This is a genomic window from Virgifigura deserti, from assembly GCA_003576685.1.
Taxonomy (GTDB): Bacteria; Pseudomonadota; Alphaproteobacteria; order Dongiales; family Dongiaceae; genus Virgifigura; species Virgifigura deserti.
Map to the genome: position 1 here is coordinate 418,581 of QOZR01000002.1, position 14,853 is coordinate 433,433.

Annotated in this window: 6 protein-coding genes; all 6 read right to left on the minus strand. The window is 64.6% G+C overall.

Annotated features, from left to right (window positions below; translation table 11 throughout):
* Window positions 1-115: 115 nt before the first annotated feature.
* From treY to treS, 6 genes are read right to left on the minus strand one after another with little or no spacing between them, the layout of a single operon-like run.
* Window positions 116-3,055 (minus strand): malto-oligosyltrehalose synthase, encoded by a 2,940-nt coding sequence (gene treY, locus DT069_RS05355; protein ID WP_119459236.1) that lies wholly within the window; start codon window positions 3,053-3,055, stop codon window positions 116-118.
* A complete protein-coding gene (gene malQ / locus DT069_RS05360) occupies window positions 3,052-5,298 on the minus strand; it encodes a 4-alpha-glucanotransferase (RefSeq protein WP_119459237.1) in 2,247 nt (748 codons plus the stop codon). Before malQ ends, treY begins: the two co-directional genes overlap by 4 nt.
* Window positions 5,295-7,154 carry a malto-oligosyltrehalose trehalohydrolase gene (treZ, locus tag DT069_RS05365; protein WP_119459238.1) on the minus strand — a complete coding sequence of 620 codons (1,860 nt, stop codon included), beginning with the start codon at window positions 7,152-7,154 and terminating at the stop codon, window positions 5,295-5,297. Before treZ ends, malQ begins: the two co-directional genes overlap by 4 nt.
* Window positions 7,151-9,304: a glycogen debranching protein GlgX gene (gene glgX / locus DT069_RS05370; RefSeq protein ID WP_119459310.1), complete on the minus strand. Its 2,154-nt coding sequence runs from the start codon at window positions 9,302-9,304 to the stop codon at window positions 7,151-7,153. The genes treZ and glgX overlap by 4 nt, the downstream gene beginning before the upstream one ends.
* A gap of 28 nt (window positions 9,305-9,332) precedes the next feature.
* Entirely contained in the window at window positions 9,333-11,543 is a 2,211-nt protein-coding gene (glgB, locus tag DT069_RS05375) for a 1,4-alpha-glucan branching protein GlgB (protein WP_119459239.1), read from the minus strand.
* A 6-nt stretch (window positions 11,544-11,549) separates the two neighbouring features.
* Complete coding sequence (gene treS, locus DT069_RS05380) at window positions 11,550-14,852, minus strand: maltose alpha-D-glucosyltransferase (RefSeq protein WP_119459240.1); 3,303 nt, start codon at window positions 14,850-14,852, stop codon at window positions 11,550-11,552.
* Window position 14,853: the final 1 nt, after the last annotated feature.

Sequence of the window (14,853 nt, forward strand, 5' to 3'; positions counted from 1 at the left end):
CGAGCAGCGTCCTTCCATGCGAGATACCGTGATGACCGGCATGGTACCGAAGCGGACTGAACGCTAACGACCTTGTGGTCAAAGCTCAAGTCGCGCACGGATCAGGCGGTCAGGGCTACGCGGTCGCGACGAGCACGGCAACCGGAAAGTTGGCGAAGAGGACTTCGGCCGGAAGCAAACTTTGTTCATCATTGGCGGAGGCGGTCAAACGCTCGCCCGTAAGAACGGCGCGGAGGTCGTGACCGTTCCACGGCGACGGACAGCCGACGGCGGTGTCGGCCCAATCGACGCATCCGGGTCGCAAACCGTCGGGCTCGCCCATGAGCTTGGCCAACAGGCGAGGAACGGCGACGATGATGGTCGCGTCCGTCCCTTCCCGGGCGAAGGCGCAGATATGATCCGCCTGCGGCCCGGTAACGGTCAGGGGGCGGTAGCCGCCGCTTCGAAACAGCTCGGGATGGCCGTTCCGCAACTCCAGCAGCTTCCAGATCGCGTAGAGTTTCACGCGCCCGTCCGGCCAATCGTCGACAAGCCGCGCCGCGTCCGCCGGCGATACGGCATCACGAGGGAAGCCCTGCCGCAGCCGATTCAGCGCTTCGACGCGCCGATCATAATCGACCGGCCTGCGATTGTCGGGATCGACCAGACTGAGATCCCACATTTCGCAACCCTGATAGACATCGGGAACGCCGGGCAAGGTCAGCTTGAGGACCGCCTGGGATAGGCTGTTCAGCATGCCCAGAACGGCCACCCGTCGCTGGAAGGGAACGAAGTCGGCGAGGAACGGATTGGGCCGCGAGACATCCAGGACCTGCTGGAGAAACCCGCTGGCCGCGTCCTCATAAGCCGCATTCGGATTTCCCCAGCTCGAATTCTGCTTCGCCTCGCGCACCGCCTTGATCATGTAGGCCGTGCAGCGGTCGCAGAACTGCCGAACCACGTCCGGGCCCGCGGCTTCGAGGTCGAGCAGCTCCACGGGCCAGGCGCCGAGGAGCGTCTGGTAGATCAGATACTCGTCGTTGGCCGTCGGTTCCGGCTGTCCATCGGCGTCGCGCTTCAGTCGACGGTTCAATCGCGCCCAGCGCCGCACATGCCGTCCCCATTCCTGCGGAATCTCCGACAGCAGATCGATCCGGGTGCGGACATCCTCGCCGCGCTTGGTATCGTGCGTCGCGGTCGCCAGCATGTTCGTCGGCCAGCGGCGCGCGCGTTCCTGATTGAGATGATGGAAGGCGGAGACGGACACGCCGAAGCGGCGCGGATCGCCGCCGACCTCGTTCAGGGAGATGAGCCGGTTGTAGCGATAGAAGCTCGTGTCCTCGAGCCCCTTCGCCATCACCGGGCCGGTATATTGCTGAAACTTCATCGCGAATCGAATCACGACCCGCCGCTTATGGCCGCTTCTCGGCGCGCGGACGAGGTCCGTGGTCAGGGCGTCGTGAACGAAGTCGAAGATGCTACGGTCCGGAATCGCGCTGCGCTTGCGCGCCTGCCCGACTGCCCAATCGATGTCGCGGCGATCCTCCGGACCGGCACCGCGGGCTGTGACATAGGTCCGGTAGACCGGGAAGCAGGCCACGACCTCCCTCAAGGCCTCCCGCAGGCTGCTCAAGGTGAAATCGCGCGTCCGCCAATTGCCTTCGGCAATGCGATCGAGCTCGGTCGCCAGAACAGTCAGCTCGCTGGCCAGGATATAGGCCATCACCTGCTTCTTGCAGGCATAGAGAATCTCGTCGAAGACGGCGTGCTCACGAATGAACCGCCGATAGATGCGATCCAGAGGCCGTTCGCCCGCAGGGTCGACGAAGAGCCCGTTCACCAGATTCGTGAACTCGTAGCCGGTGGTGCCGGCGATCGGCCAATCCTCGCGAAGCCGCTCATGCTGCGCGAGGATCTTCTCGACGACCAGATAGAGGGGAGAATCGCCCGACGCGTCCCCCGATGCGCTGCCCCGAAGCGCGCGATACTGCGCCTGCAATCGCCGGCAATAGTCCTGCGGATCGTAGAGCCCGTCGATATGGTCGATCCGCAGGCCATGAATCTTGTTCTCCGCGATCAGACGGAAGATCAAGCGGTGCGTCCGGTCGAACAGTTCCGGAAGCTCCATGCGCAGGCCCGCCAGATCATTGATATCGAAGAACCGCCGATAGTTGATCTCGTCCGCCGCAACCCGCCAGAAGGCGAGCCGGTAAGCCTGCGCCTCCAGCAAACGATGCAGTGGATCGAAGCTGCGGGGCTCGCCGGGCGTGCCCTCGAAGATCTGCAGCGATCGCCCGATCGCTGACGCTACTTCTGGACTGCCGGCATTGAGGTCCGCCAGTGCCTGCTTCAGCTCGGCAGCGCGCTGCCGCTGGGCCGGGCGGTGGCGCAGCGGCACGTCGCCGGTGCGCAGCTTGCGGAACTCCGTCGCAAGCCGCCGAAGCTCGGCGAGTCCATCATCATTCGCCTGCTGCTGCCGGTCGATAGCTTCGAGGCCCGCATTCAGGATTCGCGCATATTGCCTCGGCGCGATCGGAAAGCGGTGTTCGTGATACCAGACGCTGAAGCTGCCCTGCGTCGCATCGAACCTGAGTTGCAGATCGCCCTGCTCCAGCACCTCGCCGTAGTGATTGCCGAGAACGGGCAACAGCACCTTGCCGCCGAGCTCCTGCTTGGTCGGCTGCCAATCAATGTCGAAATGCTGCGCATAGGGCGAGGACGGCCCCCACTCCAGCAGGTCGAGCCACCATTCGTTGTCCGCCTGTCCGATCCCCATATGGTTCGGGACGAAGTCGACGATCTGCCCCATGCGGTGCCGATGCAGACTCGCGACGAGCGCCTCGAAATCCTCGGCGCTGCCGACCTCGGGGTTGAGGGCGTTGTGATCGATGATGTCGTAGCCATGCGTGCTGCCCGCCCGCGCCTTCAGATAGGGAGAGCCGTAGATGTGGCTAATGCCCAAGGCGTACAGATAGGGAACGAGCCGTTCCGCATCCTTGAAGGTGAAGCCGCTGTTGAACTGCAGGCGATAGGTGGCGATCGGACTCGCTGGGGGTCGCACCGACCTGTCCGTCATGACGCTCCCTGTCCCGCCGCTTGACCCGCTCTTGGCGCAGGCCGCAGATCACGGATCGTCGCCGTGAGAGCCCGGACCCGCGGATCGGCCGCCAGTTCGTCGATGCCCAGCGGCAGCTTGCGCCGCCAGTTGGGATGTTCGTCCGTGGTTCCCGGCAGATTCGGCTGCTCCTCCTCGCCGAGGACATCCTCCAAGGTGACCATCAGGAGCTTCGACGGCGTGCGCGCCAGATAGCGATAGGCCGCTTGCACGAGCCGCTCGGAAGGCGGCCGGTCGAGCTCGTCCTCTGGACTTTCGCCGGCCGGAAGAAGCCCTTGGCGGCGAAGCGCGTCGAGCAGGCATCGGCGATCCCTGTCACGCGCCCGCTGCGCGTCGCGCCGCGCATCGTCGGACGGGAAGAGGTCGAGCCTCGCCCGGAGGTCGATATCGCGGCCACGCCAGTAGCCCGGCAGTGTCGGCAGATCGTGCGTCGTCACGCCGACCAGGGCGAGTGGCGGGTAGGCCTCCGGTAGCAGGAAGTCACCGTCACCGGTCTGCTCGAAATAGAGCAGGCGATAAGAGAGGATCCCGTAGCCGTGGAGGCGGTCGACCAGCCCTTCCGGCACGGTGCCCAGATCCTCGCCGATGACCAGACACCGGCTGCGTTGGCTCTCGAGCGCGAGGACGGCGAGCATGTCGGCCAGAGGATAGTTGACATAGCCTCCCTCCGTCGGCGAGGCGCCATGAGGCACCCAGAAGAGGCGCATGAGGCCGAGGATGTGATCGATCCGCAGCGCTCCGGTGTGGCGCATGTTCGCGCGCAGCACCTCGATCAGCGGGCGATAGGCGTTCTCCCGCAATGCGCGCGGAGTCATCGGCGGCAAGCCCCAATCCTGTCCCTTCGTGTTGAAGAGGTCCGGCGGCGCACCGATCGCGGTGCCTCTGGCGAAGAGCCGCTGCTGGGCCCAGAACTCGGCCCCGTCGGAATCCACCCCGAGCGCGAGATCGCGGTAGAGGCCGATCTGCATGCCGAGCTGCGTGCATCGATCGCCGACGGCCTGCAGCTGAAGGTCCGCCTGCCACTGAAGATACTGGAAGAACTCGATGCGCTCCCGCTGTTCCGCGGCGAAAGCAGCAACCTCCGGCGAGGCCGGGTCGTGATAAGGCACCGGCCAATCCCGCCAGCTATGAACGCCGGAGCCCGTGCGCCGGAAGTGCTCCGACAGGGCCTCGAACAGGGAGAAGGTTTCGAGCGCCTGCCCCTCGCGTGCCTGGAACGCGTGGAACGCCGCCGCGCGATTTGTGTCGCCCTTGGCCGTGCCGCCCTCGGCGAGGTGAGTGGTTCGGAACGAGCGGTAGAGTTCTTCAAGAACGGGCAGCTTCGCGCCCGAGACGCCGGGATAGTCGACGAGCGCGGCCGCGCGGAGTTCCTCGAACCGCCCGCTCTCCCGCATGCGATCGATCGCCGTCCGCGCGGCGGGGCACGCATCGAGGTCGGGAACAGCCTCGACATCGATATAGAGGACGTTGAGGAACAGACGGCTCGCCGGAGAATAGGGGCTGATGCGATTCGGATTCTCAATGAAAAGGGCATGCAGCGGATTGACGCCGATCACGCCGACGCCGAGCGGCGCCAGCGCTTCGGCCAGATGCCGCAGATCTGTGAAATCGCCGATGCCCCAGTTCCGCTCGGACCGCAGGCCGTAAAGTTGGATCGCGACGCCCCACATCCTGCCCTCGCCCTCGAGCGCAGGCGGCCAATAGCATCGCGGCGGCGCAACGATCAGGACCGTAGACGCCTCGGCGGCACCGCTGAGGCGCAGCCGGTGATAGCCGGCGGGAAGGCTCAAGGGCAGCCGCATGCTGCGGCGTTCCAGGACGCGACCGTCGATCCTGCGGGATGCCTCGCATGGCAGGTCACCGGGCTCGACGGCGCCGCGATGACTGCGCCCGACTTCCTCTTCGACGGTCCAGGACAGGGAGTGGCCCGATCGATCCGCATCCAGGACGACGGGAACGGGTGGGAGAGGCTCGCCCTCGGCGGCGATCAGCACAGGTTCCAGCGGTCGTCGCCAAGGTACCTCGTCGACGGCTTGGATGGCGGCGGCGATTGCCGTGTCGCTCTCGGCCGCGAAGCCCATGGCGGATAGCAGGGTGCGTTTGCTCTCTGCCGAGATCCGCCGCGGCCGGCCATGACCGTCGCGGTACTGGTCCCCGATACCGAGGCGCTGAGCCAGCCGGTCGAGCGCCGTCTCCGTCGTCATCCGGCGGCCCGCACCTGATCATCGGCGAGGAACCACGCCACCGACCAAGGCGGCAGCCCCCCCTTCGCGACCCCTGCCGGATCTTGCTCGTCAGTGGCGAACAGCAGCCTGCCTGGAGGGGAGCGCGGCGGGGCGGAGGCACCCTCAGCGCCCATATTCGCGACGAGACCCAGGCGCGCCTTGTCGCCGAGCCGCCACTCGACGAGAAGACCGCGATCCCCGAACGTCTCGAACCGACCCGAATCGCCGCCGATCCCCTTCAGCCGCGGCACGATCTCGTCATGCCGCAGCCGGAGCAGACGGCGATAGAGTTGCAGCCGCTCACGATGGGGCGACGATTCCCTGTCGGCCCAGGTCAGGATCGAGGCGCGAAACGTTTCCAGCGCGTTCGGGTCGGGGATTCGCTCGCGCACCTCGGGGTCGGAGAAATGCGGAAAGCGTGCAAACTCGTTCCGCCGCCCCTCGCGAACGAGCCGTCCCAGTTCCGGCTCGAAGTCGCAGAAGAAGTAGAAAGGCTCCTTCGCCCCCCACTCCTCGCCCATGAAGAGTAGCGGCGGCGCGGGTGCGAGAAGCAGGATGGCCGCTGCCGCATCGACCGCCTCCGACGGCGCGAGCGCGCCGATCCGCTCGCCGAAGGCCCGGTTGCCGATCTGGTCATGGTTCTGCAGGAAGGCGACGAATGCCGTCGGCGGAAGATGGCCGCTAGGCTCGCCGCGCGGCGCATTGTCGTGATAGGGCGAAACCTCTCCCTGGAAGACGAAACCTTCCGTCAGTGCCCGGCCAAGCTGCTCGATCGGTTGCTCGGTGTAATCCGCGTAGTAGCCGCCCCGCTCGTCCGTCACAAGCACGTGATAGACGTGATGAATGTCGTCGTCCCACTGGGCGGTGTAGTGGCGCGGCTGGCCGTCCGCCCCTCGCTCAAGGCGGTGCGCGTCGTTCTTCGCGTTCTCGAGCACGAGATGGACCGGCCGGCGATCCCCGATGGCCGCGCGCACGGTCTCCGCCAGCTCGCTCAGGATATCGGGATCGCTGTCGTCGATGATCCGGTCAACGGCATCGAACCGCAGCCCGTCGAAATTGAACTCCTCGATCCAGTAGAGGGCATTGTGAATGAAGAAATCGCGGACCGGACGGCTGTCGGTCCCATCGAAATTGATCGCCGCACCCCACGGCGTGTGGTGGCGCTCGGTAAAGAACTGGCGCGCATACTGGTTGAGGTAGTTTCCTTCCGGGCCAAAATGATTGTAGACGACGTCGAGGAACACGCTCAGCTCGCGCTGATGGGCGAGTTGCACAAATCGCTTCAAATCCTCCGGGCGGCCGTAACGTCGCTCCGGCGCGAACGGATAAACACCGTCATACCCCCAATTGCGGGCACCGGGCGCTTCCGAGAGCGGCATCAGCTCGATCGCGGTCACGCCCAGATCGACCAGATGATCGAGATGCTGCGCTAGACCGTCATAGGTCCCCTGTTCGGTGAACGTGCCGACATGAAGCTCGTAAAGGACGGTTTCTTCCCACGGGCGGCCGCGCCAAGAGTCGTCTTGCCAGTCGAAGGCGGCGGGGTCGATCACCTCGCTGGGACCATGGATATCGTCCGGTTGAAAGCGCGAGGCCGGGTCCGGGACCTTGGCGCCACCATCGATCCGATAGCAGTAGCGCGTCCCTGGCCCCGCCTCGGGACTCCGGAACTCGCACCATCCGTCGGCCTGCAGATTCATCGGCTCGGTACGGGACAGGCCCTGTCCTTCGAGGCAGAGCTCCACGCGCTCGGCCGATGGCGCCCAGAGACGGAACCGAACACCGCCCTCGGCGAGGAGTTCGGCACCGAACGGCATGATGTGAGCGCGCTTCATCGGTTTTCCGCGTCCGTCTTCTTCTCGTCGCACCGAATGAAGAGAACGAAAGAGCGCGGCTTTACCGGGTAAACTTCCGCCGCGCCCAGCACCTCCCCGCCTCCGAAACCATCTTCCGTCGCGCTATCCATCAGCAGCTCCCAGCGGCGCCCCAAATTCACGGGCGGCAGCGTGTAGTCGATGTCATCGTGATAAGCGTTGAAGATAACCAGAAAGCTGTCGTCTGGTTCCGGCTCGCCCTGGGTCGTCAGGTGATATTGCCCGGCCTCCCCGCTCAGCAGGAAGCTGAGGCATCGGGCATAGGGCATCTCCCAATCCTCTCCTTCCTTCTCCTGGCCGTCCGGCCTCAACCAGACAATGTCCTTGACGTTGGTTCCGGGAAGCACCTCGCCGTGGAAAAAGCGGTTGCGGTGAAAGACGATATGGTCGAGCCGCAGCCGGATCAGCCGCTGGACGAACGCGAGGAGGCGGCGGTCCTCCGCCTCGATGTTCTCCCAGTCGACCCAGCCGATCTCGTTGTCCTGGCAGTAGGCGTTGTTGTTGCCGTTCTGCGTCCGGCCGAACTCGTCGCCGGCGACGATCATGGGTACGCCTTGCGAGAGAATCAGCGTCGCAAGGAAATTCCGCTTCTGGCGCGCCCGCAGCCGGCGGATCTTCGGATCGTCGGTCGGGCCTTCAACGCCGCCGTTCCAGCTGTAATTGTTGTCGGAGCCGTCGCGGTTGCCCTCATGGTTGGCCATGTTGTGCTTCCGGTCGTAGCTGACCAGGTCGGTCAGGGTGAAGCCGTCATGGGCGGTGACGAAATTGATGCTCGCCCAGGGGCGCCGCCCCTTCCGGTCGAAGATGTCGCTCGACCCGGTGATGCGGGAGGCGACAGTCCCGATCAGGCCCTCGTCGCCCTTCCAGAATCGGCGGACGGTGTCGCGATACTGGTCGTTCCATTCCGCCCAGCCGGCCGGGAAGCCGCCGACCTGATAGCCGCCCTCGCCGAGGTCCCATGACTCCGAGATCAGCTTGACGCGGGACAGGACCGGGTCCTGCCGGACGGCGTCGAGGAATCCGGCATGGCTGTCGAACAGGCCGTTCTCCCGGCGCGCAAGCGCGGTCGCCAGATCGAAGCGGAAGCCATCGACATGCATCTCCTCGACCCAATAGCGAAGCGAATCCATCACAAGCTGCAGGACTCGCGGATGGTACAGGTCGAAAACATTGCCACAGCCGGTGAAATCCGCGTAGTACCGCCGATCCTCGGGCCGAAGCTTGTAGTAGGAGGCATTGTCGATGCCGCGAAAGCACAGCGTCGGCCCCATATGGTTGCCTTCCGCCGTATGGTTGTAGACGACGTCCAGAAGCACCTCGATGCCTGCATCGTGCAGAAGCTGAACGAGCGTCTTGAACTCGCCCAACCGGCCGTTGCTGAAATAGCGCGGTTCGGGCGCGAAGAAGGCGATCGAGTTATATCCCCAGTAGTTCCGAAGCTGCTTTTCGACGAGATACCGGTCGTCGATGAAGGCCTGGATCGGCAGCAGCTCGACAGCCGTCACGCCGAGATCCGACAGATGCTGGATCACCGCCGGTGCAGCGAGGCCGGCGAAGGTGCCCCGCAGCGGCTCCGGCACGTCCGGGTGCAGCTTCGTGAAGCCGCGGACATGAAGCTCATAGATGATCGTTTCGTGCCACGGCCGGCGCGGTCGGCGGTCTTCGCCCCAGGTGAAGGCGGTATCGACGATGCGGCATTTCGGCATCCCCGCCGCATTGTCGCGCGTATCGAACGACAGGTCGGCGTCCGGGTGCCCCACCCGATAGCCGTAATGGGCGTCGCTCCATCGCAGCGTGCCGTGCAGCGCTTTCGCATAGGGATCGAGAAGCAGCTTGTGCGGATTGAAGCGATGGCCGTTCCTCGGATCGTAGGGTCCGTGGACGCGATAACCGTAGAGCTGTCCCGGGCGCGCATCGGGGAGGTAGCCGTGCCAGACCTCGTCCGTGAATTCCGGCAGCGCAATGCGCTCGAGCTCCCGCTCGCCCCGTTCGTCGAACAGGCATAGCTCGACCTTCTCGGCATTTTCGGAGAACAGCGCGAAGTTTACCCCCTTGCCGTCCCAGGTCGCCCCCATGGGATAGGGCTCGCCCGGCCAGATGCGCGCCTTCATGACGTTCACCGGATCCCTCTCCTCGACATCAGCCGCGCTCGGGCGCCAAGACCAAAGTCGATAGCGGCGGCAATGTGAGCGACAGCGAGCAGGGATGCCCGTGGCAGGCGACGGGGTCGGCCTGCAAGCCGCCGCCATTGCCGACGCCGCTGCCTCCATAGGCGTCGGCGTCCGTGTTCACCCGCTCCCGATAATACCCGCCGAACGGCACGCCGATTCGATAATTCTGACGAACCACCGGCGTGAAGTTGCAGACGATGACGACGACATCGTCGGGGTCGCGACCGCGCCGCAGATAAGAGACGACGCTGCTCTCGACGTCCTGGCAGTCGATCCAGGCAAAGCCGGCGGATTCGCAGTCGAGCTGATGCAGCGCCGGCATCGACCGATAGAGATGGTTCAGGTCCTTGATCAGCGTCTGCACGCCGCGATGCATCGGATCGTCGAGCAGATGCCAGTCAAGGCCGGCATCATGGTTCCACTCGCGCTCCTGCCCGAACTCGCCGCCCATGAACAGCAGCTTCTTGCCCGGATGCGTGAACATGAAGGCGAAATAGGCCCGCAGATTGGCGAACTTCTGCCAGCGATCGCCGGACATCTTGCCCAGGAGTGACCCCTTCCCATGCACCACCTCGTCATGAGACAGCGGCAGGATGAAGTTCTCCGTGAAGCCATAGAGCAGGCCGAAGGTCAGCTTGTCCTGGTGATAGCGGCGATGGATCGACTCCCTGCTCATATATTCCAGGGTGTCGTGCATCCACCCCATGTTCCATTTGTAGCCGAAGCCGAGGCCGCCCAGATATGTGGGGCGCGACACCATCGGCCAAGCCGTCGACTCCTCGGCCGCCGTCGTCGCGCCTTCGGCCCGCTCATAGACCAGCTCGTTCGTGCGCTTCAGGAAGGCGATGGCATCGAGATTCTCGTTCCCGCCATATTGGTTCGGAATCCACTCGCCGGGGTTGCGGCTGTAGTCGAGATAGAGCATCGAGGCGACCGCATCGACGCGCAGCCCGTCGATGTGATGGCAATGGAGCCAATAGAGCGCATTGGCGTAGAGGAAGTTCGTGACCTCGCGGCGGCCGAAATTATAGATCAGGGTATCCCAATCCATGTGCCGTCCCTGACGCGGGTCGGCGTGCTCGTAGAGATGCGTTCCATCGAAATAGCCGAGGCCGTGCGCATCGGTGGGGAAATGTCCCGGGACCCAGTCGAACAGAACGCCGATTCCGGCCTGATGGCAGCGATCGATGAAGCCGCGGAAATCATCCGGCGTGCCGAAGCGGCTGGTCGGCGCGAACATGCCGAGCGGCTGATAGCCCCAGGAGCCGTCGAAAGGATATTCCGAAACCGGCAGCAGCTCGATATGCGTGAAGCCCATCTCCTTCACATAGGAGACGAGTTCGTCCCCTAGATCCCGATAGCTGAGATACTGATTGCCTTCGGGCTTGCGCCGCCAGGAGCCGAGATGCACTTCGTAGATCGAGATCGGCGCGTCGAGCGCGTTCGCCCGGGCGCGCCGGCCGCTCGCAAGCCAGTCGTGATCCTGCCAGGCGTAACGGTTCAGGTCGAAGACGAGGGAGGCCGTCGCCGGCGGATGCTCGGAATAGAAGGCGCAAGGATCGGCCTTGAGCGGCAGAAGATCGCCGGAGCGGGCCTTGATTTCATATTTGTACAGCGTGCCTTCGCCGAGGCCGGGGATGAACAGCTCCCAAACCCCGCATTCGTAGCGAAGGCGCATCGGGTGGCGCCGCCCGTCCCAGTCGTTGAACGGGCCGACGACGCTGACCCGCCGGGCGTTGGGCGCCCAGACGGCGAAGGCGACACCGTCGACGCCCTCCATCCGCCGCCGATGGGCGCCGAGCCGTTCATAAAGATTCAGATGGTTGCCTTCACTGAGAAGGTAGACATCGAGCTCGCCCAAGACGGGCGGAAAGCGGTAGGGGTCCTCGACGTCCCATTGCCCTCCGGCATTTTCGAGATGCAGGCGATAGGCGAACGGCTGGGAGCGAGCTTCGATATCGCCGACGAACAAGCCCGCCTCATGAATCCGCTGAAGATCGGCAACGGTTTCGCCGCTCGCGATATCAACCACCGCGGCGCGAGCGGCATGCGGCTGGAGGGTCCGAACGACCAACCGGCCGTCCGGCCCGTCCCGGTGCATGCCGAAATAAGAGAAGGGATCGGCGTGATCGCCGGCAAGCACCGTGCGGGCGGCCACGTCCTCCTGCGAGCCCAGCATGATTGTCTAATCCTCCGTCTTCAGCAAGCGCGTGACGCCGCGCAGCGGAATGCCCAGCCAGGCGGGACGGTTCGCCGCCTCGTAGCAGATCTCGTAGAGCGCCTTCTCCAGGCTGAACAGGTCGATCAGGTTTCGCGCCTGGTCGGCATCGGTCGGGTAGGACGGGCAATCGCCGATCGTCTCCCTATAGCCGGTCAGGAAGCTGTTCGACACCCGCTCCTCCCAGAGATCGGTCCAGGGCTGCAGCGTTTCGAGCGCGCGCGGCTCCAAGGCCGCGCGGTCGAACAGCGCCGACCAGGCCGCGTAGTTGAAGGAACGCAGCATGCCGGCGACGTCCCTCAGCGGTGAATGCTTGGCGCGGCGGTCGGCCAAGGACCGCGCCGGTTCGCCCTCGAAATCGAGGATGTAGAAATCGTCCTTCACCACGATCACCTGGCCGAGATGATAGTCCCCGTGATAGCGGGTTTTCACCGCATCGAGGCGAGCCGGGACCAGTTCGCCGATGCGGTCGAGCAGCGCCTTTCGATGATCGAGAAGCGTCGCGGCGTCCTCGGCCGCTGCCTCCGGTAGGCGCCTGCGAACCTTGCGGATCGCGGTGATCGCGTCCTGCGCCTGCTTTCGGATCTTCCGCTTCCAACCTGACAGATCCGCGGCCGTGACCGGCGCCGGTCGAAAGGCCGGATCGTCGGTATCGAGCGCGAAAGCCCGGTGCAGCTCAGCGGTCCGAATGCCCAGCATGTGGAAGAGTTGAAGGTTCGGGTCCAGGCTCTCCGCTGCCGCCGGCACACCTGGGACCGTTTCCTGCGGCGTCGGCTGCAACTCCTCCTCAGGCACCAGCTGTGCCGTATCCAGGAACCGGCTCAAATAGTCGAGCGTGTAGCTCCAGCCGTCGCCCTGATTGCGAACGAACCCCTGCAGGGTCGCCAGCACGGTCGGCTGGCCGCGCTCGTCGAACAGCTCGACCGATCCGAGCAGCGGCGGCGTGTTCCTGTAATGGGCCACATCGGTGAGGTAGCGGCCGATCTCAAGCTCGGGATGAATGCCGGGTTGCAAACGGCGATAGGCCTTCAGGACCATGCCGTCGCCGACCATCAGCGAGGTGTTGCTCTGCTCCTTGCCTAAGCGGCTGATCTCCCACTCCTCGATCCCGTCGGTCGACGGAAAGGCGCTGGTCGCGGCGAACTCGATCCGGCCGCCATGCGCCGTCGGCACGGCCCTGCCCTGGTGCATCGATTCAACGGTCGCGCGCGCGAAGGTGGGATCGGCCACCGCATCGTGAAGAACGCCGCGCCTGGGTCCCTTCCGGACCCGGCCGAGCGAGTAAGGCAGCAGCGAGACGAGCGGATCCTCCGCCGCATTTTCCCAGGCGATGGCGAAGGGCAGGAAATAATCCTGCGTCGCCCCGTTCCTGAGAGCCACCTGGCAGACGGCGAAGAGCGAGACCCAGTCGGAGCGCGCGACCTCGGCGGTCTCCACGAGCTCGACGGCGTCGATGCCGACGTCCTTGGCGGCGAACCAGCGCTGGTTCGGCAGGAACTCCGGCAGGCTCTGCGTTTGCAGCACGTCGCGGGCCCGATCCGATAGAAGGCTCTGCCAGCCATGGGGCATGACCAGAGTCAGCAGTTCCGGCAGCGGCTGGACGTAGGGCTCGTGCCAGCTCGGCGCCTCGGCCTCCTGGGCAAGAAGGAACCAATAGAAGCCGTAGGCCGGCAAGGTGACGAAATAGGGCAGCTCGCCGATCGTCGGAAACGGGCTGCGGCCGATCAGCTCGATGGGAGCCCGGCCTTTATAGGCCGAAAGATCGAGCTCTACAGGCTGCGGCGACCGGGATAAATTGGCGACGCAGAGGATCGAATTGTCCTCATATTCGCGCAGATAGGCGACGATCTTCCGGTTGCCGGGATAGAGGAATTTGAGCGCGCCGCGTCCGAACGCCGGTTGCATCTTGCGCACGGCGATAATCCGCTTCATCCAGTTGAGGAGCGACGACGAGCTGCGGCTCTGCGCCTCGACATTGACCGACTGGAAGCCGTAGACCGGATCCATGATCGGCGGCAGATAGAGCCCCTGCGGGTCCGCCTTCGAGAAGCCGCTGTTGCGGTCCGGCGCCCACTGCATGGGCGTTCGCACGCCGTCGCGATCGCCGAGATAGACATTGTCCCCCATGCCGATCTCGTCGCCATAATAGATGATCGGCGTTCCCGGCATCGAAAGCAGGAGGCTGTTCAGCAGCTCGATCTTGCGACGGTCGTTCTCAAGCAGCGGCGCGAGGCGGCGGCGGATGCCGAGATTGATCCGCGCCCGCGCGTCGGCGGCGTAGAACCGCCAGAGATAGTCCCGCTCGCGGTCGGTCACCATCTCGAGCGTCAGCTCGTCATGATTGCGCAGGAAGATCGCCCACTGGCAGCTATCCGGAATATCGGGTGTCTGCCGCATGATGTCAGTGATCGGGTGCCGGTCTTCCTGCGCGACGGCCATGTAGAGGCGCGGCATCACCGGGAAATGGAACGCCATGTGGCACTCGTCGCCATTCCCGAAATAGGGCCGCACGTCCTCCGGCCATTGGTTGGCCTCGGCCAGCAGCATGCGGTTCTCGTAGCGCGCGTCCAGCGCCGCGCGGAGCGTCTTGATGACCTTGTGCGTCTCGGCAAGATTCTCGTTGTTCGTGCCGTCGCGCTCGACGAGGTAGGGGATGGCGTCGAGACGCAGCCCGTCGACCCCCATGTCGAGCCAGTAATACATCGCATCGATGACCTCCTTGACGACTCGCGGGTTGTCAAAGTTCAGGTCCGGCTGATGCGAGAAGAAGCGATGCCAGTAATAGGCCTTCGCCACCGGGTCCCAGGCCCAATTGGAGGTCTCGGTATCGGTGAAGATGATGCGGGTCCCCAGATATTTCTGGTCGCTGTCGCTCCACACATAATAGTCGCGCCAGCGCGAGCCCGGCTTCGCGGTACGCGAGCGCTGGAACCAGCGGTGCTGGTCCGAGGTATGGTTGATCACCAGCTCCGTAATCACCCGCAGGTCGCGCCGATGCGCCTCGCGCACGAACTTCCGGAAGTCGGACAAGGTGCCATAGGCCGGATGGACGGCCCGGTAATCGGCGATGTCATAGCCGTCGTCGCGCAACGGCGAGACATAGAACGGCAGAAGCCAGATCGCCGTGACGCCGAGATCGCGGACATAATCGAGCTTCGCGGTCAGCCCGGCGAAGTCGCCCACGCCGTCATTGTTCGAATCGAAGAAGGACTTGACGTGAGTCTGGTAGATGATCGCGTCCTTGTACCAGAGCGGATCGTCCGACAGCATA

Coding starts and splice junctions, on each gene's coding strand:
- treY (WP_119459236.1), bottom strand. CDS start 3,055: ATGACGGACAGGTCGGTGCGACCCCCAGCGAGTCCGATCGCCACCTAT.
- malQ (WP_119459237.1), bottom strand. CDS start 5,298: ATGACGACGGAGACGGCGCTCGACCGGCTGGCTCAGCGCCTCGGTATC.
- treZ (WP_119459238.1), bottom strand. CDS start 7,154: ATGAAGCGCGCTCACATCATGCCGTTCGGTGCCGAACTCCTCGCCGAG.
- glgX (WP_119459310.1), bottom strand. CDS start 9,304: ATGAAGGCGCGCATCTGGCCGGGCGAGCCCTATCCCATGGGGGCGACC.
- glgB (WP_119459239.1), bottom strand. CDS start 11,543: ATGCTGGGCTCGCAGGAGGACGTGGCCGCCCGCACGGTGCTTGCCGGC.
- treS (WP_119459240.1), bottom strand. CDS start 14,852: ATGCTGTCGGACGATCCGCTCTGGTACAAGGACGCGATCATCTACCAG.